Here is a 24,820-nt window from a genome sequence, read left to right as displayed (position 1 = left end):
GCATACTATAGTTATCGGACATAAAGGCAATTGGGTAATATAACCAGATGGAAGGCGTTGTTGATTTTAGTCGCTGGCAAAAAGAGCATGTCCGCACTCAAGAAGAGCTTTACCAACTCTATGCGGAAGTAAAAACATATTATCAAAACGAGCCTTTTTCGACCCATAGTGCCCGTATAGAGAGACTCAAGTCTCTTAAGCGGGCGTTGGTTGAAAACCAAGATGCTCTTATCGATGCATTAAGTTTAGATTATGGTTCAAGAACTCGTTTCGATAGCCTAGTTTGTGATTTACTCCCAGCAATAATGCACATCAATTACACCATTAAGCATCTCAAAAAGTGGATGAGATCGAGTCGGAGAAAGTCTGGTTTATTTCTATTTCCATCTTCGGTGAGAGTCGAGTATCAGCCTCTTGGTGTGGTGGGGGTGATCGTCCCATGGAATTTTCCAATTGTTTTGAGCATTGCCCCAATTGTTACCGCCATTGCAGCGGGCAATCGCGTCATGGTTAAGTTAAGCGAGCATACTCCTCACACCAATCTTGTATTAAGTAATATCTTTACCAGTGTGGAGGGGCATATTTATCCAGTTGAGGGTGAAGCTGATATCTCAAGCTATTTTTCTAAGCTGCCTTTCGATCATCTTATTTTCACTGGCTCAACTCAGGTCGGGAAATTGGTTGCTCAAGCTGCGGCGCAAAACCTTACCCCCATAACTTTGGAGCTGGGCGGTAAGTCACCAGTCATCATAGATAATGACATCGATCTAAGATCGGCCGTGGATGCGGTATTACTTGGTAAATCGATTAATTCAGGGCAAATTTGCGTCTCGCCAGATTACGTACTCCTACCTAAAGGAAAAGAACAGACATTTGTTGATCTGTATCTAAAACGCTACCACGAGCTGTATTTGCAAAACAAGGATACGACCCAGATCACACACATCATCAACTCAGCTCAATATCAGCGGCTTAGCAGCATGTTAGATGATGCTCGCGATCGAGGCGCTGATGTGCACACAATTGAAAATATTGCCTTGGAAGAAGGTCAAATGCTGCCTCACCTTGTAACGGGTGTCACAGAAAATATGCAAGTAATGCAGCAAGAGATCTTCGGCCCTATCTTACCTGTGATTGGCTACAGCCATCTCTATGAAGCACTGAGCTACATTAATTTTAACCCCAGACCTCTCGCTTTGTATTTGATGTCAACCGATAAAGTTCTGCAGCGCCAAGTTATAGAGCAAACACACAGTGGCGGTATTGCAATTAATGACTCATTACTGCAGGTTGCCATTGAAGATGCTCCTTTTGGTGGCATTGGCGCATCAGGTATTGGTCAATACCATGGGAAAGAGGGCTTTTTGACCTTTTCCAAAGCAAAAACGGTTCTGTATACACCAGCTTGGTTGCCAAGAAGTACCATGTTACTGCGATTTAGAAACATGGCTGAAAAGCTCCTCAGTTGGTTGTTTGTTCGCTAGAAATTTATATATTTCAATAACTTTCATTTATTGCATAGTGTTTTTGACTATCAATAGAAAACTCAAAATAAACTTACCTTGTCATGTAGGCTTCAACGAAGTGAAACACAACTGTCACAATTGAGTCCTAAAGTTAGCATCGATCATGTGAAACAAAGTGGCAATGATGCCAGCTAAGGAAATTGTGATGAAAAAGACAGTTATCGGTGCAATAGCACTTCTAGGTGCAATGGCAGTGACTTCCGTTTCTGCTAAGGAAACGATCTCTGCGGTAGGCTCTAGTAGCGTAACGCCACTGATGGAAGTTTTCTCAGAAACATACATGAAAACACACTCGAACGTGTTTATTGAAGTGCAAGGCCCAGGTTCATCTGCTGGTGTCAAAGCGGCAAAAAATGGCTCGGCAGATCTTGGCATGTCATCTCGCAACTTAAAAGCATCAGAAAAGGAACCTGAGCTTAAAGAGATGAAAGTTGCGCTTGATGGTATAGCGGTTGTAGTTAACCCTAAAAACACGTTGCAAGCTTTAACTGCTGATCAAGTTAGCGCTATTTACAAAGGTGAAGTAACTAACTGGAAACAGGTTGGTGGTGAAGACAAACCTATTGTTACCATTACTCGTGACACAGCTTCTGGTACACGCGGCGCGTTTGAAGACATCATGAAGCTTACCAAAAAAATCTCTGGTACCAAGGTTTCGGCCATTTCACAGCGCGCGCAAGTGGCGAACGGCAATGGAGCACTGAAAACTATGGTTGCTTCAAACCCTTACGCTATTGGTTATATTTCTCTAGGTACGGTTGATAACTCAGTCCATGCTCTACCCATTGATGGTGTAGAAGCTAATGTCGATAATGTGAAAAATGGCTCGTACAAAGTAGCTCGTCCGTTCTTGGTATTGTACAAAGATGGCAAGCCTTCAGCTGAAACACAACAATTCCTAGACTGGATGCACACTCCTGAAGCTCAATCTTTGGTTGAGAGTAATGGCTACATCTCAGTTCACTAATTAAATTGATATTTTTATTGCTCAGCCTTCTTTGGGCTGAGCTTTTGCTTTACTTCGAGCAAACTCAGTTTGTAAGAAGGGTATGACGATTATGACCATTGCAACAAATAGTGACGAGCTTATGAATACTCAAGCGACTCAGTTACCTAAGCCACGTTTGCGCACTAAACGTCGCGTTGATGTGAAAGAGCGTATCTTTCATGGCTTATTCCTCACTAGTGCCGTTATTGGCATTGTGTCTCTGGCGGTTATTGCCTACTTCATTGTTCAAGAATCCATTCCTGCCTTTGAGGAGGCTGGTGTCTCTGGCATTGTTCTTGGGCAAGATTGGTTGCCTCCAGCACTTTATGGTGTGGCGACTATGATTGTCGCCTCTGTGGTTTCAACGTTTGGCGCTGTGTTAGTCGGCGTCCCTGTGGGTGTTTTGACCGCTATTTTTATCGCTGAAATTGCCCCAAAACGCCTTGCAGATATTATCCGTCCTGCGGTAGAACTATTGGCAGGGATCCCATCGGTTGTGTACGGATTCTTTGGCCTTGTCATCATAGTACCTTTAATTCAAGATATTTTTGAGGTGCCAGCTGGGAATACCATCTTGGCAGGGATAATTGTTCTTGGCGTGATGATTCTTCCGACCGTTATTACTGTTTCTGAAACATCAATTCGCGCTGTGCCTCACACCTATAAAGAAGGCTCGTTGGCGCTTGGCGCTTCAAAAATATTCACGATTTTTAAATTGCTTGTTCCCGCAGCGCGTTCAGGAATCATGACGGGGGTTATTTTGGGAATTGGCCGTGCGCTTGGCGAGACAATGGCCATCATTATGGTGATGGGTAATGCGCCTGCTATGCCGCAAGGTATTTTAGATTCAGCGCGCACTTTGACCGCTAATATCGCGATTGAAATGTCATACGCGAGCGGTGTGCATGCCAACGCTTTATATGCGACTGGCGTAGTGCTTCTGGTATTTATCATGATGCTAAATGCTGCACTGCTTTATCTCAATCGTGAAAAAGCCAAATAAGCGGACGAGGAAGTAATCATTATGGATCGCACGGCATTAAAACAACATCGCCAGTTTAAAGATAATATTCTAAACGCTTTAATCTGGACTGCTGCGGCATTGACCGTTGGATTTTTATTCTGGATCATCTGGTACATATTATCCAACGGGCTCCAACACGTAGATTGGAACTTTATTACCGATAACTACACTCGTACAGGTGAAGAGCATGGCATCTTCCCTATGATTGTCTCCACGCTTTATATGGTTATCGCTTCGATTGCGGTTGCCGCTCCCATTGGGATCATGACGGCGATTTACCTTACCGAATATGCCAAGGTTGGTAGTAAGCTGGTTAAAGTGATTCGTTTTTGTACCGAATCTCTCGCAGGCATACCTTCTATTATCTTTGGTTTGTTTGGTATGACTTTCTTTGTCGCTATTCTCGGGCTGGGTTTTTCGATTCTTTCCGGTGCTTTGACCTTAAGCATTTTGATATTGCCGGTGATTATTCGTACCACAGAAGAAGCCTTGATGGCGGTGCCTCAGACTTATCGAGAAGGCTCGTACGGCCTAGGCGCTTCCAAGATTTATACCATTTGGCGACTTATTCTGCCAAGTGCTATGCCGGGGATCATCACCTCTGTTATTTTGAGTATTGGCCGAGTGATTGGTGAATCTGCACCGGTATTTTTGACCGCAGGCATGGTAGCTCGCATACCTGACTCGCTTCTTGATTCAGGTCGAACGCTTACTGTTCACTTATATAAGCTCACTACGGAATTATTTACTATTGAAGAGTGGAATCAAGCATACGGTACAGCGACAGTGCTGATTGTGGTGGTTCTTGTGATCAACATGATCACTAAGCTCATTGCGCGCCAATTTAACACAGCGAACTATTAGGCAACAGAGCGTTAAAGACCCATTTTAGATTTAAGAGATAAAGATCATGAACAAATTTGATATCGAAAATTTAGACCTGTTTTATGGTGACAATCAGGCACTCAAGTCGATTAATTTACCGATTCCTGTTCGCCAAGTAACCGCATTAATTGGACCATCTGGCTGTGGGAAGTCAACCTTGCTTCGTTGTCTTAACCGAATGAACGACCTGATCGAAGGTGTGAAAATCACAGGTAAGCTGGATATGGATGGCAATGATATTTACGGCAATATCGATGTGGCAGATCTGAGGATAAAAGTCGGCATGGTATTCCAAAAGCCAAACCCATTCCCAATGAGCATCTATGAGAATGTAGCTTATGGCCTTAGAGCGCAGGGCATCAAGGACAAAAAACACATTGATCAGGTTGTTGAGCGCTCATTGCGCGGCGCCGCTTTGTGGGATGAGGTAAAAGACCGCCTAAAGTCGCATGCGTTTGGTTTATCCGGTGGCCAGCAGCAGCGCTTATGTATTGCTCGTACCATTGCAATGGAGCCAGATGTGATTTTGATGGACGAGCCAACTTCGGCGCTTGACCCTATTGCGACCCACAAGATCGAAGAGCTGATGGAAGAGTTGAAAAAGAACTACACCATAGTGATTGTGACTCACTCAATGCAGCAGGCGCGCCGAATTTCAGATCGTACCGCTTTCTTCTTGATGGGTGAGCTGGTGGAGCATGACTCTACTCAGGTTATTTTCAGTCAGCCTAAAGATGATCGTACTAAGGGCTACGTGAATGGTGACTTTGGCTAAGTTTTAGAATCATAAGATTATCACTATAACAAAAAAGCGATGGTCTCTTGCCCCTCATTATGAGGGGCTTTTTTGTGGGTGACTATAGTTTTCAGGAGGAGAGAGTACTTCTGGCTTAGATAACTCAGTTTCTTGAATATTGGTGTCCCACTGATAATTTCTTAGTGGTGAGGCACTGCTGCTATTAACTTGACCAGTTTGGCTCCAGAGTCGATTGGGATAGAAGATATAGCCAAGTTTGAGCATGTCCTTGGCTAGCGTTTGTAACTCTTGCTGGTTGTTCGCGCCAACCACTTTTTCCCACGGGGTAAAAGCAGTAATAGGATAATCTAATTCGGTGACAGGGTTATCGACTTCACAGCCATGATGAATCACATGACTCGCGCCGGCCTTCTGATTGATTTCCTGTTTCACTTCCTGAGTAAGATGTGAAATTTTGCCTAGGTCATCATCAACTATTCTACGTTCTTTCTGGGCAAGTGCGCTTTGCACTAGTTTTACCACGGGCTTAAGCCGTGTAGGTTTTTCAGAACTAAATTGGCTTAGGTGTGGTGCAACACAAAAGAGATCATAGTCTGCAGTTAAGGGGACACTATTTGACGGCTCTGCCAATACCATGAGTGGTTCTATTTTTTGTCCTTTAGTCATTACCCAGTAGCCCTTTTTAAGGTGTGGCATCACTTTAAACATGGGCAAAATATCCGCATGATACTGACGATGGAAATGTGTATACTCGCTAACAGGCATACGTTCATTAGGATAAAGAATAAAATCTTGGTGAGGCTTTCCATGACTGGTGACCTCAATGACCCCATCACTTTTCGATATCACATGAAGCATTTGTTGTTTGATGAGGAACTGCAATCTTTCACCAGAGATCAGCAAAGGTACTGCTTTTGCATAGCCGTCACGTATAGACTCAGTGACTTTAAGGTTGAATCTCTCTATCTCTTCTTGGCCTTTGTGAACCAACTTACTATAGGATTGATCGCAACATATAAAGCCAGCTTGTGGGCCCCAATCCGAGGACTTGCCTTTTACATGCAAATCTTTGGTTGCGTAACCTTCTTCAATAAGAGCGGTAGAGAGCGGGTTTACAGGGCGAATCATGATAATACAGTCGTGTCGCTTAGCTGTATTTATAATAATATTTTTGTGAGCAGGAACAATTCCCGATTGTTGAACCGCAGAGTCATCGAAATACATAATCGTTAAAATAGTGATGGATGATACAGGTCAATATATCTAACGAGATGGCTATGAGATTGGCAATTTCGCCCAATACCCATGTAATTTTAAACCAATGAAGAATGGTTAGGCTTTGTCACTCGTGTGAAGTAGGTCAATACTGCCTTTGCTTCTGCAGATACAAAAAAGCCCCGATATTCGGGGCTAAGTATTCAATCGAGAGGTGACTAGGCGTTTTGTTTGTGCTTGGCTTTGCACACAGCGGCAGTAAATACTACGTCTGTTGAGCTGTTTAGTGCTGTTTCAGCAGAGTCTTGTACAACACCAATAATAAAGCCTACCGCGACAACTTGCATTGCGATTTCATTTGGAATACCAAATAAACCACATGCCAGAGGGATCAGTAACAGCGAGCCCCCGGCAACGCCTGATGCTCCGCATGCTGAAACTGCAGCAACAATGCTAAGAAGCAGAGCAGTAAGGATGTCGATTTCGATACCCATAGTATGTACCGCAGCCAGCGTTAATGTGGTAATGGTGATTGCAGCACCCGCCATGTTTATCGTTGCACCAAGCGGGATAGAGACAGAATAGGTATCTTCATCAAGCTGTAGTTTCTCACACAAGGCCATATTCACTGGAATATTTGCCGCGCTTGAGCGAGTGAAGAAAGCCGTAACGCCACTTTCGCGTAGACATTGGAACACGAGAGGGTATGGGTTTTCACCAGTTTTAACCAATACAATAATTGGGTTCACAACTAAAGCGATGATAAGCATAGCGCCAAGTAAAACAGCCAATAGCTGTGCATAGCCCGCTAATGCATCAAAGCCTGTTGTGGCTAGAGTCGATGATACGAGACCGAAGATACCAAATGGCGCGAGACGAATAATAAAGCGTACGATTTGGGAAACGCCATGGCTAAGATCTTCAAACACGGCTTTGGTTGTCGAAGACGCGTGGTGCAGAGCCAAACCTAAACCAATCGCCCAAGCCAAAATGCCAATGTAGTTTGCATCCATTAGCGCATTAACTGGGTTATCTACGATTTTAAATAGCAGCGTATTCATGACTTCGCCAATACCTTGAGGCGGCGTCGCACCTTCAGCACCAGACACGAGAGTTAACGTCGTTGGGAACATGAAACTTAATGCGACGGCTGTTAGTGCTGCGGTAAAGGTACCAAATAGGTACAATACAACAATTGGACGCATGTAAGTGTGTTGGTTCTTTTTCTGGTTGGCGATTGAAGCGGCAACAAGGATAAAAACAAGAATGGGAGCGACAGCTTTTAGAGCACCGACAAATAGACTTCCAAGTAAGCCAACACTTTGTGCGTATTCGGGAGATATAGTGGCAAGACCTACACCAAGTACGATACCGGCTAAGATCTGTAACACCAAATTTCCGCGCGCAAAACGGGCAAAAATAGAGTTGTGTTGCATAGTTTTCCCTGCAATGAATTGTTATATAAATTTCACGTGAATTCAGTTTTCGCTAACTGAGAGAGCTAATACTAGCGATTTGAAATAATGTGTCTAGGGTTAATTGACGATTAGAATGAAAATTTGGGCATATGCACCGACGGCTTAGCCGACATCGACTGAATATACTTTAGCGCAGTAAAGTTAATGATAACTTCTCATCCCCTAGGTTAAATACCACTGCCACTATAGCTCTTTTAGTATCTTGTATCTATTGTTGTATTGCTTAGCCACGTTCATGTTTTGTGCTTAATCTATATTTTTGTGGGTATGAGGGAATTGGGTATACACTTAAAACCACGACTAAATTTACGGTTTGGATTGATGTTATGGCAAAACAAAAGCCCCAAGAACCGGAAGATGTAGCGGGTCCTAAATCCGCTCAAGAGGAGCAAGAGGCACAATCGCCCAGTCCGGAAAGTGTTCAATGTGGTGAAGACGTTTTCAGTGATGTTAAACCACTAAGTGAAGTTGCTTTCTTTATCATGACCCCAACAGGGAAAATATTTAAAGGTAAAACCAAATATGTGGGTCTTCACTCCAACAACTTGATGTTGCTTGAAACTCCTAATGCATCGCCAAAAGAACTCGCGGTGTATTTTCAGCGTGGATTTCCCATCAAAGCGTGTGTGATTTCTGAATCAGGAGGTGGTGCTCGAATTTATTTCAAAAGTAAGGTTGAATATGTCATTGATGCCGGAGAAAACAGCCTTTTTCTGATCTCTCTTCCTTTGGCAACTCAAGTTGCTTCTGGTTTGAGAGAAAGTGCCCGTCTGGAGCTAGCTCTAGATGGCATACTGGCTCCTACCAGCCATAACTTTAGCTGTCAGGTACGAGATATTTCGAGCCATGGCTGTCTTGTTGTTTTAGAGCGTGATTTAGCCAAACACAGAGTCGGTGACATTATTTCTTTGCGTATTGAAGATAAAAGCGGTGAAGAATCGGTGTCTTCAGAAGTACTTGAAGCTGTGGTTCGTAATGTTAAAACAACAGGTCGTTATAATAAGATTGGGGTAAAGTTTGAGGAAACTAGCCTTGAGCCAGTGGCAAACTTGATTGATAACTTACACTTTTGTCGAATGAGCCAAAAGTTCACATTGTAGCCATGGGTTGGTAAAGCATAGCTATCAAGCCCGACTCAAGGTGAATCAAGCTTGATGACGGTTAGCTGATAGCTATAGCACTATTTTACTAAAAGCCTTTTATATTCTCCGCTTCTAATTCAGTAAAGTATTTCACGGTTTTGACTTTCAATTCTTGAGTTGAAGGCTCGTCACACACAATCACAGATTTAGGGTGAAGCTGCAGCGCAGACACAGTCCAAAGGTGATTAACACATCCTTCTACAGCGGCTTCTAGTGCAAGTGCTTTGTTATGTCCAGTCACTAATATCATGATTTCTTCAGCGTCGAGGAGTGTGCCTACACCTATGGTTAGCGCGTATTTCGGAACCTGGTTGATATCACCACCAAAGAAACGAGAGTTAGCAAGACGAGTATCTTCAGTCAGCGTTTTTATTCGGGTTCTAGAAGATAATGATGAAGCAGGCTCATTAAAGGCGATATGCCCATCATTACCGACGCCACCCATGAATAAGTTGATGTGGCCATAAGATTTTATTTTATCTTCGTAGCGCTTACATTCGGCTTCATGATTGTTGGCGTTCCCATCCAAGAGGTTGATATTTTTCTCTTGAATATCAATATGATTAAAAAAGTTGTTATACATAAATGAGCGGTATGACTCTGGATGATCAGCGGGTATACCTATGTACTCATCCATGTTAAAGGTAACTACGTTTTTGAAACTTACCTTTCCTGCTTTATACAGATCTATCAATGCGTTATAAGTTGCTAGCGGAGTACCGCCAGTTGGAAGTCCAAGCACAAAAGGGCGTGCTTCTGATGGGTTAAATTGATGAATGCGCTTGGCAATATGTGCTGCAGCCCACAGACCGACTTGAGCTGCATGGCGTAATGGGATGAGTCTCATTGGTAACCTCTGATGAAAAATACTAGCACTTCGATTTGTTATTTTTCATTATAAAATAAGATCCGGTGCTAGGCTATCGTTTTCCATCAGCATTGCTCATATTTTGATTCTATTGAGTTTTAAATACGCCTTTATAAACGGTTTTACTGCTAAAACTTTCTATCGAGAAATAAGGGCTAATATTTGATCTTGAGGGCGATTTTTCATTTTATTCATCAACTAATCCTAAGAGTACTGTACACTTACATAATAAAGGTAAATGCACCAAGCCTCAGGATAATCTGGGTCTATACAAATAAAACCGTTTTGAATTATATGTGAAGAAAGTAAGCTGATGAATTTGATAGGGATAGCGATTGGCGCAACGGGTTTGTTATTACTGGGCACATTCATATGGATGCTTGTATTACAAATGCGTAAAAAGAGATTAGAGCAAGAGCGCGTAGAGCGCGGTATTGCCAAGCGCAAAGCACTGGAAAAAAATCGCCAGCAAGAAGAGAAAGATCGCGTCAATAAAGCCGAAGGTGGAGATATACCAACGATTTTGTTCCTTGCTAAAGAAGCTGAGCGGATGAACCAGAAAGATGCAGTTTACTGGTATACGAAAGCGGCTCAGCTTGATAACACCACAGGTATGTTCGGAATTGTTCGTTTAAGTGAGAAACTCAACGATGTTGTTTTAAAAGAACAAGCAAAATTTTGGCAAGTGTGTATCCAAGCTCAAGAGGGTAGTATGCCTCATAAATTTGAGATGGCGACTGCACTCTTTAATGGTCTGGGTACAGAGCAAAATGTAGAGAAAGCTGTTCAAGTCATGCGAAATGCTGCAGATAGTAACTATGTTGAAGCTCAGCTATTTTTAGGTGAATGGTTCGTATCGCCCAGAAACCCAGAGCCTAATCCAAGCCTGTCGACTCAGTACTACCAGAAAGCAGCTGCGATGAGAAGCAATGAAGGGCGTTTAAAGCTTGGTCAAAACTATCTGAATGGGATTGGTGTTGCACCTAATTTCCTCAAAGGCTGTTACTGGATGGAGCGGGCTGGTGAAAAAGGGCATACTGAATCCATGTATCAAGTCGCTGAAGCGTGGATGAAAAAGCCACCTGATGGAGAATGTGTTGCATATATCTGGTTGTTCGTTGCTGCTCATCTTGGCCATAAACAAGCGGCAGGGCTTCGTGATCAAATAGCTCTAACTATTGGTGTTGATACCGTTGTGGGCTTGCAATCTCTTGCTAAGCCGATCTTGAAGAAAATTCGTGAGAATAAGGTGGGCAAGCACTCGGTAATTAAAGCCTTAAATAAGCTCTATAAGCGGGGTATTATCCTAGAAGATCAAGAAGTTTTGCGGGAACAAGATCCTGATACCGATGCCGAAGCCCCTCAAGATACTGTATCTACAGAACCGGCGAGTGATGAAGCTTCAGCTAATGCACCGTCTTCTGATCAGAACCTTGATTTTACTCAGTCAAATATAGATAAAGCTTAGCGGTTTATTACTCCTGAATTGGTGTTTTTATGACCAAATATTTACAGTATTACAAACCTACCTTCTTGATTTACATTTATTAATAAATGGTAACTTTTGATTGATTATTATTGCTAATTCGCTCACATTAGGCGAAAACAATAGCGAGGTAACCAATGTCTACAGCGAGCTTTGTACGCTTAATTTGTCTTGCTGCCATTTGGGGCAGTTCTTTTCTCTTCATGAAGATTTCGACTTTTACCTTTGGTCCAGCATTTCTTATTGAGTTTAGAGTTGGTTTTGCCGGGCTTAGTTTGTTTCTGGTTTCTATTTATTTACGTAAAAAGCTAGCGTTTTTGGATAGCTTTAAGCATTTCATGATAATAGGCTTACTCAATTCAGCGCTACCATTTTTATTGTTCGCCTATGCAGCTCAAACCCTTAACGCCTCAACTCTTGCAGTGCTTAACTCTACGGCGGCGATCTGGGGAGCTTTAATAGGTGTGTTTTGGCACAAGACTATTTTGACACTAAAAGCCTTCATTGGTATGGGTTTTGGAGTCATTGGTGTGGCTGTACTCGTTGGGCTAGATGCGGTAAATATAGGTATCGATGCGACTTTGCCGATTGCTGCAGGTGTGATGGCTGCTTGCAGTTATGGTTTAGCAACCAACTATACCAAAACAGCGCCAAGTATTGATTCCTTTGAAAATGCGCATGGCAACATGTGGGCAGCGGTGCTTTGGATTTTGCCTTTGCTTCCTTTTGTACCTATGCAAGGAGAGCCCTCCATTAAAGAAATGTGGTCGGTATTGGTGTTAGGAGTTCTTTGTACAGGCGTAGCCTACTTGCTTTACTTCAGATTAGTTGTTGATGAAGGGGCCTCTTCCGCGCTTTCAGTGACATTTTTGGTCCCCGTATTCGGTATTCTGTGGGGGGCGCTTATTCTTGATGAACCTATAGGATTGAATACTTTTGTTGGTACATTTCTAGTTCTATTGGGGACTATGTTAGTGACTGGATTTTCACCTGCTCAACTTATTCGTAAAAGACAAAAGATTGAGCAGGTATAGTTATCATCACTTAGCTTTACGGTTAACAGTTTAGCTCTAAGGTCATAAAGTTACTGTTGGGGTCAGGTTGATAGTTTGCAAAGGGAGAGCAGTACTTAAAGCCGAATTTTTTGTACAACTCTCTTGCTGGTTTGAAAAATGACATGGATCCAGTCTCTAGGCTAATACGCTGGTATCCATCATTCTTCATTTGATCGATGATATGTGACAATAATGCGGATGCGACCCCCTGATTACGCGCTTTTTCAGCAGTGCGCATTGATTTTAATTCGACATGTGAGTCAGAGATGTGCTTGATCGCGGCGCACCCTAGTAATTCACCTTCTTTCCAACTTGTCCAAACTATGGTGCCTTGTTGTTGCAATTCTTTTTGATCCAATGCATGAACGCTCTCCGGTGGTGATGTGGCATTCATATCTTCCATGTGTTCTTCAAGGAGTTTTATCACTTTAGGGTGATTTAATTTATCTACTTTAATTTGCATTCCTTGCCCTTGTAGACGATTTAAAAACGTCACTCATTCTGCATCATACTCTTTTTGAAGACAAATACTCTTCTAGTTGTATATGTGAGTTACATCAAACTACTGATTGCAGTACGATGATTTGTATAACAAAGCCTTAGATCTCATAAATAACAATTCACTAGGTTCATCTTTCAATTGATGCTTGATTCTAATCTCATAAATCAATCTTATAGATCAGCAGCTCAAAAAAATCGATATCTCATATTGAAATGACCAATAATAGGACGAGTGAATTAAGATGAAAGAAGTTAAATTTAGGACGATAGATAAATTGTTCATAAAAATGTCTATCAACGACAAAGTATGGGTACTGTTCGTTCTTTTTTTAGTTGCCATAGGAAGCATTGCAGGGAAAGGGTTTTATTCGCAATTGCAGCAAATAGAACCTCGGGCGATTGAGATTGCACATCAGCGATTGGATGCCATCATTCATGCAGTACCTGTCAATTCAATAGAAAACCAAGTCGATATTAGTAAGGTTGAACGTGTTAGTGAGCCTAGATATAAAAATGGAGTCGCAACCGTATCTAAAAAAACCTCTGATGGTTCGATTTACCAACTCACATTTGATAATCAAGCACAGGATCGTCAAGCGCGCTCCCGAGCTATATATGATTTAGTTTGGGCGAGTATTTGGCTGGTACCTTTTGCTCTTTTTTCCTATTGGACCGCGACTTTTATTGGCGGTGCACTATGGGTTTTGCATACTACAACGCAGAAAATAGCGGCTGGAGATCTAACCTCACGTTTGGGTTTCCACCCTGGGCGCGATGAGTTTGGAACCATTGGTTGTGCGTTAGATGATGCTATGGATACGCTAACTGATCTCGTGAACAACGTTAAGGCCAATACCGATACTTTAAGTGAAACGTCTGCATGTTTTGAGCAAGAAGCCAAGCTCAGTGAGGATCAGATTCATTATCAATATACGTCTTTAGATTCGGTTGCTACGGCGATGGAAGAATTGACGGCGTCTGCCAAAGAAGTCTCTAGTATAGCCCAGCAAGCAATGCATAGAACGGAAAGTGACATGCAGCACATTGACCAAAGCCAAAAGCGTGTTCAACTTACCATTGATCAGATAGACCAGCTTTTGGGTTATATTGAGCAATCCTCTCAATCGGTAGAAGCTCTGAATAAAAAGACGGCCGAGATTCATGAAGTCATTACTACGATTAATAGGGTGTCTGAGCAGACCAATTTATTGGCGTTAAACGCAGCGATTGAAGCGGCAAGAGCGGGAGAGCAAGGTCGTGGCTTTGCTGTAGTCGCAGATGAAGTTCGTGCACTTGCTGGCAGTACACAATCAGCAACCATTGAAATTCAATCAATGATCGAAAAGCTACAATCTGAAAGTGGTAATATTGCTCATATCACTCAGAAAACGGTTGAACAAGCACGGACAAGCAGTCAAATGACCCAAGAGGTTGGTGATGATATACGCTCGATTTTTAATTCTGCACAATCACTCATGGATATGAACATTCAAATCTCAACGTCTGCTGAGCAGCAAAGCACGGTAGTTAATGATATTGCGTCCGAGTTAAGTGATATCCGCTCTACAGCGAATACGATTCGTGAAGTTGCTGAACAATCATCAATTGGTATCAGTAATCTAACCAAGGCGTCAGAGTCTTTGTCAGACACACTTATTCTATATCGCACCTAGTTTATGTTTAGTGCAGAGCGACAAGCCTATCTGAGGATAAGCTTGTTGCCGCTAAATTTGAGCTTGGATAGCAGAAGCTTGGAGCCTTCAATGCCTTTTTCATCAAATTCAACGCCATAACTAGCATAGTGGATTGAACTTTGTGAATTTCGAACATGACCTGTCATTGATTGGAATTTGTGCTTTTTAGCCAATGCTTCGTGAATGCAGACTGTAATTTCATCGCCGACTTGAAAAGCCTTGCTTAAAGGTGATGTGACAAAACGACAGCCGTGGACAGACAAGTCTCGCATTTGACATTCCATTTTTATTCCCTGACATTTCACGCTCGCTGGAAGGTCGAGGTTATATCTTGGCTCCCTACGCAGTTGATTCACTTGCATGGTATTTGGAATGTTAAATGCCACGATTGGGATGGGACTATGCAAAACGTATTCTAGTTGTGTTTTGAATGACACTAAGGCACCTTCACCACGTGGTGAAATAGCCCTGATTGTTGCCCAAAATCCGGACTGGAAGAAAAATCCTGTATCTTCGAGAGACAAATTTGGCAGTTCGGCTAGGATCAGGTTGTGTGAGTGAGCACCAATGAATAGTGTTTTGCAACTAAACGCACGGCCAACAGGTGTCGTTATGGTGACGGTTAGCTCGCCGCCATGCTCTAGCATCGCAAGGGCATCTGTACTGTTGATCGATGTAAAGCCTTTCTCCGAAGAAGGATTCGAGAGACGATCTGAATGATCCTCTTCCTTTAGTTCCATCTAGCCTCCAACAAAATGATGTCCTTATTGATGATATTATAATTATAAATCGACCTAGTCAAAGTTTAGAATGCTCATTTATCGTACAGAGATGTGCTGGATTTTACCCAAGGATTGGGAGACCTTAATGTTTTCGTGAGCTTATGCAACTGAAGGTTATGCAATTTAATTTTTCTTGGTAAATTAATTGTAAATAAATTTGTCTATTGGTTTGGACGGATTTAAGCTAAGCCTACTGGTTTAAAAGGACTTAATCATGATTCATCACTCTAGCTGGAAAACCCCCCAGAATTTTTTAATTATTATCTCTATTGTTGTGCCGATTGCTTTTTCTAGTTGGATGGCGCTGCTCAACAACTTTGTTGTTGAGCGTGCGAATTTTGATGGTTCAGATATTGGATTGCTGCAAAGTGTGCGTGAGATCCCTGGCTTTCTGGCGTTCACTGCTGTCTTTGTTCTGGTGTTCATTCGAGAGCAGAAGTTCATTTTGCTTGCACTTGGCGCCTTGACCCTAGGAACTGCAATTACCGGGTTCTTTCCGTCTCTATTTGGGTTACTTTGCACCACACTTCTCATGTCGACAGGTTTCCATTACTTGGAAACGCTGAAGCAGTCTTTGTCTCTGCAATGGTTGTCAAAAGACGAAGCACCAGAAATGCTGGGTAAGTTTATTTCGATTGGTGCCCTTGCATCTTTATTTACCTATGGAGCGTTATGGGTCTGTTTGGAAGTTTTTAGTCTAGATTACCAATGGGTTTATCTTATTTTTGGGGGGGTAGGTTTTACTCTTGTGGTTTGGATGGCCTTGGTATTTCCCCAGTTTCAAACCGAAGTTCAGCAAAACAAAAAGCTAGTACTGAGAAAACGATATTGGTTGTATTACGCCTTAACCTTTATGAGTGGCGCCCGTAGACAAATATTTACTGTATTTGCGGGATTTTTGATGGTTGAACGATTTGGTTACACGGCTGCAGATATTACCCTGCTGTTTTTAATCAATTATTTGTTTAACTTCTTATTTGCTAAAAAGATTGGTCGCTATATTGGAAAAGTAGGCGAACGCAAGGCCTTGATGTTTGAGTACGTTGGTCTCATTGGTGTCTTTGTGGGTTATGCCTTAGTGCAGAGTGCGCAGTGGGCGGCGGCTTTGTATGTTATCGATCATTTGTTTTTTGCTTTAGCATTGGCTATCAAAACGTACTTGCAAAAAATTGCCGATCCTGCGGACATGGCTTCAACCGCAGGTGTTTCTTTTACTATTAATCATATAGCGGCGGTATTCATTCCTGTATCTTTTGGTTTTATTTGGCTTGTATCTCCTGCGGCTGTTTTCTACATCGGGGCGATAATGGCAGGCGTATCCCTGATTCTATCTTTAAATATTCCAGCCAAACCAGAAGAGGGTAATGAAGTGCGTATTCTTTTCTGGAACTGAGCGAATATTTGCTAAGCACTTTAGCTAACTAGAGCTTTACTCTATAATCTCGCACGTTTTTAATAAGGGTGTTTGTACCCTTTTACCTTGGATTTATTATGATTTCGAAAAATCAGCTCAAACTTTTGCGTGCTTTAGGCCAGAAAAAACAGCGTAAAGCTCAGGGACTGTTTTTAGTCCAAGGAGAAAAAAACGTACTTGAGTTAGCAAACAGTAACTTAAAAACCAAGCATATTTTTGCAACGGCAGATTTTCTGGCCTCTTATCAAGATGAGCTTAATCGTTTTGAGTGTGTGCAAGCAACGGAAGATGAACTTACCAAAGTCAGTACTCTAGTGAGCAATAATGCTGCGATTGCAGTTGTTGAGATACCGGATACCAAGGTACCTAAAGCTGAGGGAGTTATTATTGGATTAGATGGTGTTTCTGATCCAGGAAATTTGGGAACCATAATCCGTGTTGCCGATTGGTATGGTATAAAGCACATCGTTGCTAGTAGAGATTGCGCGGATCCGTACAACCCGAAAACCATTAGCGCTACTATGGGCAGTTTTGGCCGAGTGACAGTGACGCAGCTTGACTTGCCTGAATATCTTGAGCAGTCTGAGGTTCCTATTTATGGAGCATTTCTGCAAGGTGCTAGCGTCCACAAAACAAGCTTTTCAGGCCAGGGTATTTTACTGATGGGGAGTGAATCTCACGGTATTCGTGAAGCCGCAGCCAAGTTTGTGACTGACAAAATTACTATTCCCTTATTTGGTGGGGCTGAATCACTTAATGTGGCTATGGCTACAGGGATTATTTTGGATAATATGCGTCGCCAGCAAGCATATAATGAAGCTTGAGTACTCAGGATGTATGAGGTAGTGATCGAATGAGTAAAACATTGAATGAATGCATAGTGCCTATGTATCCCACTTTACAGGCATTAGATGTTGATACTTTAGAGCCAGGAGAACACAAGTTTTGGTTCGCTGTTGCAACTGATGCAATTGGTCACCCTCAAACTTTGCCCGTGAGAGTTTTTAAAGGTAGTAAACCTGGTAAACGTATCGTCATTACCGCAGGTATTCATGGTGATGAACAAAACGGGATTTTGACTGCTCAGAAATTGGCAAGAGTGTTGGAAAACCAAACGATCAAAGGTTGTATTACCATAGTGCCGACCGTGAACCTATCAGGTATAGTTCGCCACAGCCGAGACTTTCATTCTGCGGCTCCTGATAGTTCATCGGCAAACCTCAATCGTATCTTCCCTGGCAGTCCTAACGGAGATGATGCTAATCGTTACGCCAACAGCCTTTGGCAAAACCTGCTTCAGCCCAATGCGGATCTGGCTATCGATCTTCACTCGCAAACCAGTGGTTCAGCGTATCCTTTGTATACCTTTGCGGACTACAGACTGGATGATGCGATTAAGATGGCAAGGCTAGTTTGCCCAGATGTTATCTTAAATGATCCCGGGGATCCTGGCATTTTGGAAACCGTGTATAACCAAGCGGGCATCCCCTCGATTACGATTGAAGTGGGCATTGGTCGATATACGGATATTAACATGATAGAGCGTGCTGCTCATGGCATCTTAAACATTTGTAAGCACTATAAAATTATTGATGGTCAAGTTGATACACAGAAAACACCATGTGTTGAAGGGAGTCGCATAACAAGTATAAGAGCAGAGCAAGGAGGCTTTGTTATTTGCCATGTTTCTTTGCTTGAAGTTGTCGAAACAGGGCAGGTGTTAGCAACACAATACAATAGCTTTGGTGACGAAATTCATACCTATCGCTCACCTATTAAAGGCACTGTTATTAGCCATAATGTTGAATCTGTGCGTGCGCCAGGCTCGCTTGTGGTACGCTTAATTGATTAGTACCACATTTAGATTATTGCCTTATCTATTCTCGACCGAGATTCTGCATACCATGCGTTATGACTTTTGTTGAATTTGCTGACTACTCACCACAAATCCACACTCTTTAAAAAACAGTAAACCCTACTAACATTATTAATATTACTGTCATTATATAAAGCGATAATCGTGTAAGGTGTAGAAAATGAGTTTAAAGAAGCTGTTAGCAACTGGGTTTGGGTTGATGTTAGGTTTGATTTTTGTGCTCGCAATAGTCTCATCTATTAGGTTCAACCAATCAAGTGATTCATTTGGTACCTATAGAGGATTGGCATTGACAAGTGTTGCGACAGGCCGAATACAGGCGAACATCCTTGAAGGTCGGTTATCTGCTTTAAAATATATTCAGACCAATGATACCGTACATATTGATAGCCTAGCACAAAGACTAAATATCGCTCTCGAACTAATAGATGAACAACTAAAAACAGAACTTAGTAAAGACTTGGAAAATGAGTTCCGTTCAATCCGAAGCCAACTTGAACAATATCTAAATGGCTTTCAACAAGTGGTCGAATATACCCAGGATATCAACCAGCTCGTCGACCAACAACTCAAACCCTCTGGTCAACAGATGAGACAATCAATTACCGACATTATGAGCCGAGCATACACCGACGAGGACATAGAGGTTTCGATTAATGCTGGCAGTCTACAGCAGTACGTCCTTTTAGCACGTTTATATGCTTCACAATTTTTATCAAGCAATCAACAAAGCTACGCTGAGCGTGCTATCTCCGAGTTCACAAAAGTTGCAAAGTGGTCTGAAAAACTAGAGTCTTCGCTAATTTCCAGTGAACAAATATCTCAGTTCAACCAATTTGAATCTTCCCTTCAGCAGTACAACTCAAGTTTCAAGCAAGTTATTGAAGCCGTGAACAGCAAAAACCGTGTCATCACTGGAACCTTAGACGTTGCCGGTGTGGCTGCCGCTACATCGATTGAAAATGTTAAGCTTACGACCAAAAACGAACAAGATACAGTCGGTCCCGCGATGGTTGAACGCTTTGCGAGTACACAAATTCTGATTGTATCACTTTCAGTCTTTATAGTGGTGTCTGCATTAGTGATTGCGTTTAAGATTTATCGCAGCGTTTTCACTGTAGTAGGAGGGGAGCCAAGCGAAATCCAATCAATAGTCGCAGAAGCTGCATCTGGCGATCTATCTTCTCAGGTAAAAGTTTCGGGTCAAGAAACTGGCATATACGCAAACATTATAAAAATGCGAGTTGAGCTGAGGAGAATAATTGAAGGGATCCATCAAATCTCTGACAGCGTATCTTCCTCATCAGGCAAGCTTAATGAGGTTATGACGATTACGGAAAATAATGCTCAGCAAGAACTTAGCCAAATGGAACAAATAGCCACGGCGATTAATGAGTTATCAAGCACAGCTAGTGAAGTTAGTCAAAACGCAACACACGCAGAGAGTTCTGCGAAGAAAGCGACTGATAGCGTTAACGTCGGGAGCAACTCTCTTAATGCGTCAGATGATATATCCAAAAAAGTGGGCGATTCCATCGACGAAACATCTAAAATTGTCAATCAGCTACAGGAGTACTCTATCGAAATTGGTACTGTGGTAGAGGTTATAAACTCAATTTCAGAACAAACTAACTTACTAGCTCTCAATGCAGCTATTGAGGCAGCGAGAGCTGGAGAACAAGGACGAGGCTTTGCTGTGGTGGCAGATGAAGTTCGTGCATTAGCTGCCAAAACACAAAAGTCTACAGTCGATATCCAAGATATAATCTCAAGACTGCAAGCACAAGCAAAGGAAGCAAATCAGTTTATGGAAGCTAATCTTTCTCTATCGCATCAATCCAGAGATTATTCAGAGCAGCTAAGGTCAGCCTTTTCATCGATAACAGAGTCGGTGAATCTGATTTCAGATATGAATACACAGGTTGCTACGGCTTCCGAAGAACAATCAGGTGTCACGCAAGATATATCTCGTAATGTTTCTCAAACCTTTGACATCGTTAATCAAAACGTAGCAGGTGTCCAAGAGAGTAAAAGAGCAAGTGAAGAGCTTTCCGAGTTGGTCGCGAAACAAAAAGACTTGCTGACCTTCTTTAAATTGTAGTGGTAACAAAATTCGTTTGCGGAAAGACAACTCCTCATTCTGGGCCGCCTAATCTGTTCATGCATGGTCCGGGAAGGGCGCTTTCCTGTTACTGTCCGATGGTATTTAAATAATGTAGAGGGATTTTATGTAATGAGCTTACGCTCGCTTTAGTCCTTGAGCCAATGTTTAGCAACACGTAAAGCATTTGCCGTTTTCAGCTAATCTTACGCCATTATCAATTGGTGAGATAACAATTAGCATTATTAGTTATTTCAACTCCGATAAGTCCAGAATACGAATTTTTTCGTAACACTCATTAAAGACAAAATGGGAGAGTCAAGAGTGAGTGAAAAGATTGGACTATATTGGTTTCATTGTGATTTAAGAGTTCAGGACAATGATCTGCTTTTCAAAGCTTCTCGGGAAGTGGATCGGTTGATTTGTTTTTATTGTTTTCCCAGTGTGGACCAGTACCTTTGCCAATATTCACAAGAGCGAGAATTGGGTGAACAGAGGCAAGCGTTCTTGTCTCATAGTGTCGTATCCTTATCCCAAACACTTGGCAGTTTGGGTCAGAAGCTTATCGTTCAACATGGTGAACCTTTCGATATACTCTCAGATTTTATCAAACAATATAGAGTTACCCACTTCTACAGTGATTTGTTCTCTGGGTCTAATGAACAGAGTACGGTTGAATTATTATCCCGCCTATACCCTCAACTCATATGCACTCAGCTACCGGTAAATAACCTATTTAGTGAAGCATTATTACCTTTTTCATTGGAAGATCTGCCCAATACTTTCACTCAATTCAGAAAGAAAGTTGAGCATCTTCCCATAGGCTTGACGCCGAAGATTTTGGAATTACCACCAATTGTGTCAGGCTACATGGATTCAAACGCATTTGAATCCATACCTTGCAAGCAGTTTTTAGGTGGTGAGCACGAAGGAATGGCTCATTGTGAACACTATTTTTCAGGTCACTTGGCTAAGCAGTATAAGCAGACTCGTAACGGGCTAGATGGTATTGAATTTTCGACAAAGTTTTCACCATGGTTGGCTTTGGGATGTGTGAGCCCAAAGAGAATTTTTATTTTACTCAAAGAATTTGAGAGTAAGCAGGGTGCCAATGATTCAACCTATTGGATTTTTTTTGAACTACTCTGGAGAGAGTACTTTCGATGGTACGCGAGAAAGTGGCGAGCGCGCTTGTTTCATTTCTCCGGCATAAACCGACAGACGCCGTTAACGAGCTTTTATAGTTATCGGTTTCAGCAATGGAAACAAGGCGAAACACAATTTCCTATTGTTAACGCCTGTATGAAGCAGATGAAAGCGACCGGATATATGTCCAATCGCGGTAGGCAGTTGGCAGCAAGTTGTTTGATTCACGAACTTGAGCTCGACTGGCGTTATGGCGCGGCGTATTTTGAAACTCAGCTCATTGATTATGATGTCGCTTCAAATTGGGGAAACTGGCAATATCTGGCAGGTGTCGGAGCTGATCCGAGGGGATCTCGCCAGTTCAATTTAGATAAGCAAACTCAGATGTACGACCCAGATGAAACCTTTATCAAAAAATGGCGAGGTAAAGCGGTGATGAGACAATTAGATCAAGTAGATATGGTGGACTGGCCGATAGAACCCGCTAAAGGAGACAACTAATATGGGGTATCGTACCGTTCGTCTCATTCTGGGAGATCAACTCAACGCTCGTCATTCATGGTTTAAAAAAGCAGATAGCTCTGTCTTATATGTGATTGCTGAGCTTCATACAGAAGCAACCTATGTTAAGCATCATGTCCAAAAAGTTTGTGCATTTTTTTGCGCTATGGAGGCCTTTGCCAATGAACTACGAGAGATGGGGCATCAAGTCGAGCACTTAAGGCTTGATCAAACCAAAGACTTTGAGGCTATCACTGATCTTATACAATTTGTCGTGCAAAAAGCCGATGCGACAAGATTTGAGTATCAAAGGCCTGATGAGTATCGTCTATTGAGTGCTTTGAAGGGATTTACTCTCTTGGAATGTCATATTGAATGTGTCGAGACTGAGCACTTTCTGTTGCCATATGATGAGATTGAAGAGTTTTTTCCGACAGGGAAACACATCATGATGGAACATTTCTATCGTAAGATGCGCAAGAAATTTGGCATTTTGATGGATGGGAACAAACCTGTTGGTGGGAAATGGAATTACGACGCCAGCAACAGAAGTAAGCTCAAAACGTCAGATATAGCGACCCTACCTTCGCCTTTACTTTTTAGCACCGATGTTTCTGAGGTATTGAAATCTATAGATGAACACAAAATTAAAACCATAGGGCACATGTCTGGACCGCTTTTATGGCCGATAAATCGCAATCAAAGCCTGACGCTTTTAGCTCACTTCTGCTCAATATGCCTACCAAACTTCGGCCGCTTTCAAGATGCAATGACCAAAGAACACAAAGCTAAATGGTCGCTGTATCATAGCCGACTTTCTTTTGCGCTGAATACTAAGATGTTAGACCCATTAGAGGTGATAGATAGTGCACTATCAGCCTATGAAGCGAACTCTGAGGTTGATATTGCTCAGGTAGAGGGGTTTATTCGCCAAATTTTGGGTTGGAGAGAGTACATTCGAGGTGTGTATTGGGCCAATATGCCCGATTATGCTGAGCGTAATCACTTTCAGTTTCGTCGCGATCTACCAGGCTATTTTTGGTCAGGTGATACCAAAATGTCATGTGTAAAAGAGGCGATTGGTCAGTCTCTAGAGTTTGCTTATGCCCATCACATCCAACGTTTAATGGTAACTGGAAACTTCTGCCTTCTCACTGAGATAGAACCAGACCAAGTCGATGACTGGTATTTAGGGATATATGTCGATGCAATCGAGTGGGTTGAAATGCCGAATACACGCGGTATGGCTTTATTTGCCGATGGTGGAATCGTTGGAACAAAACCTTACGCAGCGAGTGGATCTTACATCAATAGAATGAGTGACTACTGTAAAAGCTGTCACTACGATGTGAAAGGCAAGTCAGAGCCTAATGCTTGTCCACTGAATAGTTTGTACTGGCGTTTTATGCATAAACACAGGGAGCTTCTCACCCAAAACCCTCGCGTGGGCATGATTTATCGTTCGTGGGACAATCGTGACGATGATGCTCAAGGAAAAATTTTGCAAAAAGCGGAATACTATCTGCAACACTTGGATGAACTCTAATTATGATTAAGTTAAATAAATGTCAGAAACTCACTTTTGAGAGGGAGCTAAACGGCAAAATTAGAGTATGATAAAGACTCCAATTTAACAAAGTCTTAACAGATATGTACAGTGAATGGATAACCAGCGAAGCATTAATTGCGGCGTTTTTGATTTTTTTAGGCTCATTCGTTCAAACAGCAATAGGCTTTGGTTTGGCTATCGTTGCTGCGCCTTTGCTTTTTTTGATATCACCAGATTACGTGCCAGCACCTATATGTTTAGTTGCTCTATACATTTCCATTCTCAATGCCCTCAAACATAGAGAGAGTGTCGAAATTGGAGGGCTTAAAATGGCGTTAATCGGCCGTGTCCCGGGGTCGGTTGCTGGTGGTTTACTACTTGTGATGGTATCGACTGACATCTTAGCTTTATGGTTGGGTTTACTGGTATTGTTAGCTGTCGGAGTGAGTCTACTGCCATTTCGTATCGAGCCTACTTCATCGAGGATGGGCATCGCGGGCTTTTTCTCTGGTTTTTTTGGCACCAGTTCAGGGATTGGTGGCCCCCCAATGGCATTATTGCTACAACACCAAGAAGCGAATCAACTGAGAGGAAACCTCTCGGCGTTTTTTGTCTTTAGCTCAATTATGTCTTTAATTGTTCAGGTTCCGGTTGGCTTTTTGACATTCCACCATTTATGGATAACCGTGCCTTTACTTCCTGCAAGCTGGTTTGGTTACAAGTTAGCACTGGCAACCACTCAGAGTTTACCCAAAGAAAAAATTCGTCTCGCAGCCCTGCTGCTTTGCACTATTAGTGGTGTGACAGCGGTATGGCAGGGGGTATCATAATT

General features: G+C 42.3%; 21 protein-coding genes. 16 read left to right on the top strand and 5 right to left on the bottom strand.

The features are described from left to right. Positions 1 to 47: 47 nt before the first annotated feature. The 5 genes from DPF90_RS01860 (at position 48) to pstB (ending at position 5,198) form a co-directional block, all read left to right on the top strand. A complete protein-coding gene (locus DPF90_RS01860; protein ID WP_114784069.1) occupies positions 48 to 1,484 on the top strand; it encodes a coniferyl aldehyde dehydrogenase in 1,437 nt (478 codons plus the stop codon). A gap of 187 nt (positions 1,485 to 1,671) precedes the next feature. After that, entirely contained in the window at positions 1,672 to 2,493 is an 822-nt protein-coding gene (locus tag DPF90_RS01855; RefSeq protein WP_114784067.1) for a phosphate ABC transporter substrate-binding protein, read from the top strand. A 91-nt stretch (positions 2,494 to 2,584) separates the two neighbouring features. After that, a complete protein-coding gene (gene pstC / locus DPF90_RS01850; RefSeq protein ID WP_114784280.1) occupies positions 2,585 to 3,517 on the top strand; it encodes a phosphate ABC transporter permease subunit PstC in 933 nt (310 codons plus the stop codon). Positions 3,518 to 3,538: 21 nt separating this feature from the next. After that, complete coding sequence (pstA, locus tag DPF90_RS01845) at positions 3,539 to 4,402, top strand: phosphate ABC transporter permease PstA (RefSeq protein ID WP_114784065.1); 864 nt, start codon at positions 3,539 to 3,541, stop codon at positions 4,400 to 4,402. 46 nt (positions 4,403 to 4,448) lie between these two features. Continuing rightward, on the top strand, positions 4,449 to 5,198 hold the full coding sequence (pstB, locus tag DPF90_RS01840; protein WP_114784063.1) for a phosphate ABC transporter ATP-binding protein PstB: 750 nt from the start codon (positions 4,449 to 4,451) through the stop codon (positions 5,196 to 5,198). A 57-nt stretch (positions 5,199 to 5,255) separates the two neighbouring features. Here the strand turns inward: pstB and DPF90_RS01835 are convergent, their stop codons facing one another. After that, positions 5,256 to 6,404 carry an anthrax toxin-like adenylyl cyclase domain-containing protein gene (locus tag DPF90_RS01835; RefSeq protein WP_114784061.1) on the bottom strand — a complete coding sequence of 383 codons (1,149 nt, stop codon included), beginning with the start codon at positions 6,402 to 6,404 and terminating at the stop codon, positions 5,256 to 5,258. A gap of 209 nt (positions 6,405 to 6,613) precedes the next feature. Continuing rightward, positions 6,614 to 7,831: a serine/threonine transporter SstT gene (sstT, locus tag DPF90_RS01830; protein WP_114784059.1), complete on the bottom strand. Its 1,218-nt coding sequence runs from the start codon at positions 7,829 to 7,831 to the stop codon at positions 6,614 to 6,616. A gap of 368 nt (positions 7,832 to 8,199) precedes the next feature. On the opposite strand from sstT, the gene DPF90_RS01825 reads away from it, so the two are divergent. Then, positions 8,200 to 8,973: a PilZ domain-containing protein gene (locus DPF90_RS01825; protein WP_114784057.1), complete on the top strand. Its 774-nt coding sequence runs from the start codon at positions 8,200 to 8,202 to the stop codon at positions 8,971 to 8,973. An 88-nt stretch (positions 8,974 to 9,061) separates the two neighbouring features. On the opposite strand, the gene nagB is transcribed toward DPF90_RS01825, so the two are convergent. Then, positions 9,062 to 9,862: a glucosamine-6-phosphate deaminase gene (gene nagB / locus DPF90_RS01820; RefSeq protein WP_114784055.1), complete on the bottom strand. Its 801-nt coding sequence runs from the start codon at positions 9,860 to 9,862 to the stop codon at positions 9,062 to 9,064. A gap of 334 nt (positions 9,863 to 10,196) precedes the next feature. On the opposite strand from nagB, the gene DPF90_RS01815 reads away from it, so the two are divergent. Continuing rightward, entirely contained in the window at positions 10,197 to 11,351 is a 1,155-nt protein-coding gene (locus tag DPF90_RS01815; RefSeq protein WP_114784053.1) for a tetratricopeptide repeat protein, read from the top strand. Positions 11,352 to 11,506: 155 nt separating this feature from the next. Next, the gene (locus DPF90_RS01810; RefSeq protein ID WP_114784051.1) at positions 11,507 to 12,403 is read left to right on the top strand and encodes a DMT family transporter; all 897 of its coding nucleotides are present in this window, start codon (positions 11,507 to 11,509) and stop codon (positions 12,401 to 12,403) included. Positions 12,404 to 12,425: 22 nt separating this feature from the next. Here the strand turns inward: DPF90_RS01810 and DPF90_RS01805 are convergent, their stop codons facing one another. Next, positions 12,426 to 12,887 carry a GNAT family N-acetyltransferase gene (locus tag DPF90_RS01805; protein ID WP_114784048.1) on the bottom strand — a complete coding sequence of 154 codons (462 nt, stop codon included), beginning with the start codon at positions 12,885 to 12,887 and terminating at the stop codon, positions 12,426 to 12,428. 280 nt (positions 12,888 to 13,167) lie between these two features. Here DPF90_RS01805 and DPF90_RS01800 point away from each other — a divergent pair, with 280 nt between their 5' ends. Next, on the top strand, positions 13,168 to 14,598 hold the full coding sequence (locus DPF90_RS01800; RefSeq protein ID WP_114784046.1) for a methyl-accepting chemotaxis protein: 1,431 nt from the start codon (positions 13,168 to 13,170) through the stop codon (positions 14,596 to 14,598). Between the two features lie 26 nt (positions 14,599 to 14,624). Here the strand turns inward: DPF90_RS01800 and DPF90_RS01795 are convergent, their stop codons facing one another. After that, positions 14,625 to 15,359, bottom strand: a complete 735-nt coding sequence (locus tag DPF90_RS01795; RefSeq protein WP_114784044.1) for a PilZ domain-containing protein — start codon at positions 15,357 to 15,359, stop codon at positions 14,625 to 14,627. 256 nt (positions 15,360 to 15,615) lie between these two features. Between DPF90_RS01795 and DPF90_RS01790 the strand changes: the two genes are divergently transcribed. The 7 genes from DPF90_RS01790 (at position 15,616) to DPF90_RS01760 (ending at position 24,818) form a co-directional block, all read left to right on the top strand. Continuing rightward, positions 15,616 to 16,794: an MFS transporter gene (locus tag DPF90_RS01790; protein WP_114784042.1), complete on the top strand. Its 1,179-nt coding sequence runs from the start codon at positions 15,616 to 15,618 to the stop codon at positions 16,792 to 16,794. Positions 16,795 to 16,892: 98 nt separating this feature from the next. Then, complete coding sequence (locus DPF90_RS01785) at positions 16,893 to 17,639, top strand: TrmH family RNA methyltransferase (protein WP_114784040.1); 747 nt, start codon at positions 16,893 to 16,895, stop codon at positions 17,637 to 17,639. 29 nt (positions 17,640 to 17,668) lie between these two features. After that, the gene (locus DPF90_RS01780; protein WP_114784039.1) at positions 17,669 to 18,667 is read left to right on the top strand and encodes a succinylglutamate desuccinylase/aspartoacylase family protein; all 999 of its coding nucleotides are present in this window, start codon (positions 17,669 to 17,671) and stop codon (positions 18,665 to 18,667) included. Positions 18,668 to 18,851: 184 nt separating this feature from the next. Then, positions 18,852 to 20,792: a HAMP domain-containing methyl-accepting chemotaxis protein gene (locus DPF90_RS01775; protein WP_114784037.1), complete on the top strand. Its 1,941-nt coding sequence runs from the start codon at positions 18,852 to 18,854 to the stop codon at positions 20,790 to 20,792. A gap of 324 nt (positions 20,793 to 21,116) precedes the next feature. Next, positions 21,117 to 22,439 carry a DASH family cryptochrome gene (locus DPF90_RS01770; RefSeq protein ID WP_114784273.1) on the top strand — a complete coding sequence of 441 codons (1,323 nt, stop codon included), beginning with the start codon at positions 21,117 to 21,119 and terminating at the stop codon, positions 22,437 to 22,439. Between the two features lies 1 nt (position 22,440). Next, complete coding sequence (locus tag DPF90_RS01765) at positions 22,441 to 23,985, top strand: cryptochrome/photolyase family protein (RefSeq protein WP_114784035.1); 1,545 nt, start codon at positions 22,441 to 22,443, stop codon at positions 23,983 to 23,985. A gap of 104 nt (positions 23,986 to 24,089) precedes the next feature. After that, positions 24,090 to 24,818, top strand: a complete 729-nt coding sequence (locus DPF90_RS01760) for a sulfite exporter TauE/SafE family protein (RefSeq protein ID WP_114784033.1) — start codon at positions 24,090 to 24,092, stop codon at positions 24,816 to 24,818. Positions 24,819 to 24,820 lie beyond the last annotated feature (2 nt).

The sequence above is a fragment of the Vibrio tetraodonis genome (genome assembly GCF_003350295.1).
GTDB lineage: Bacteria > Pseudomonadota > Gammaproteobacteria > Enterobacterales > Vibrionaceae > Vibrio > Vibrio tetraodonis.
The sequence above is the reverse complement of the archived record's forward strand: the minus strand, read 5'-3'. Positions and strand labels throughout refer to the sequence as shown.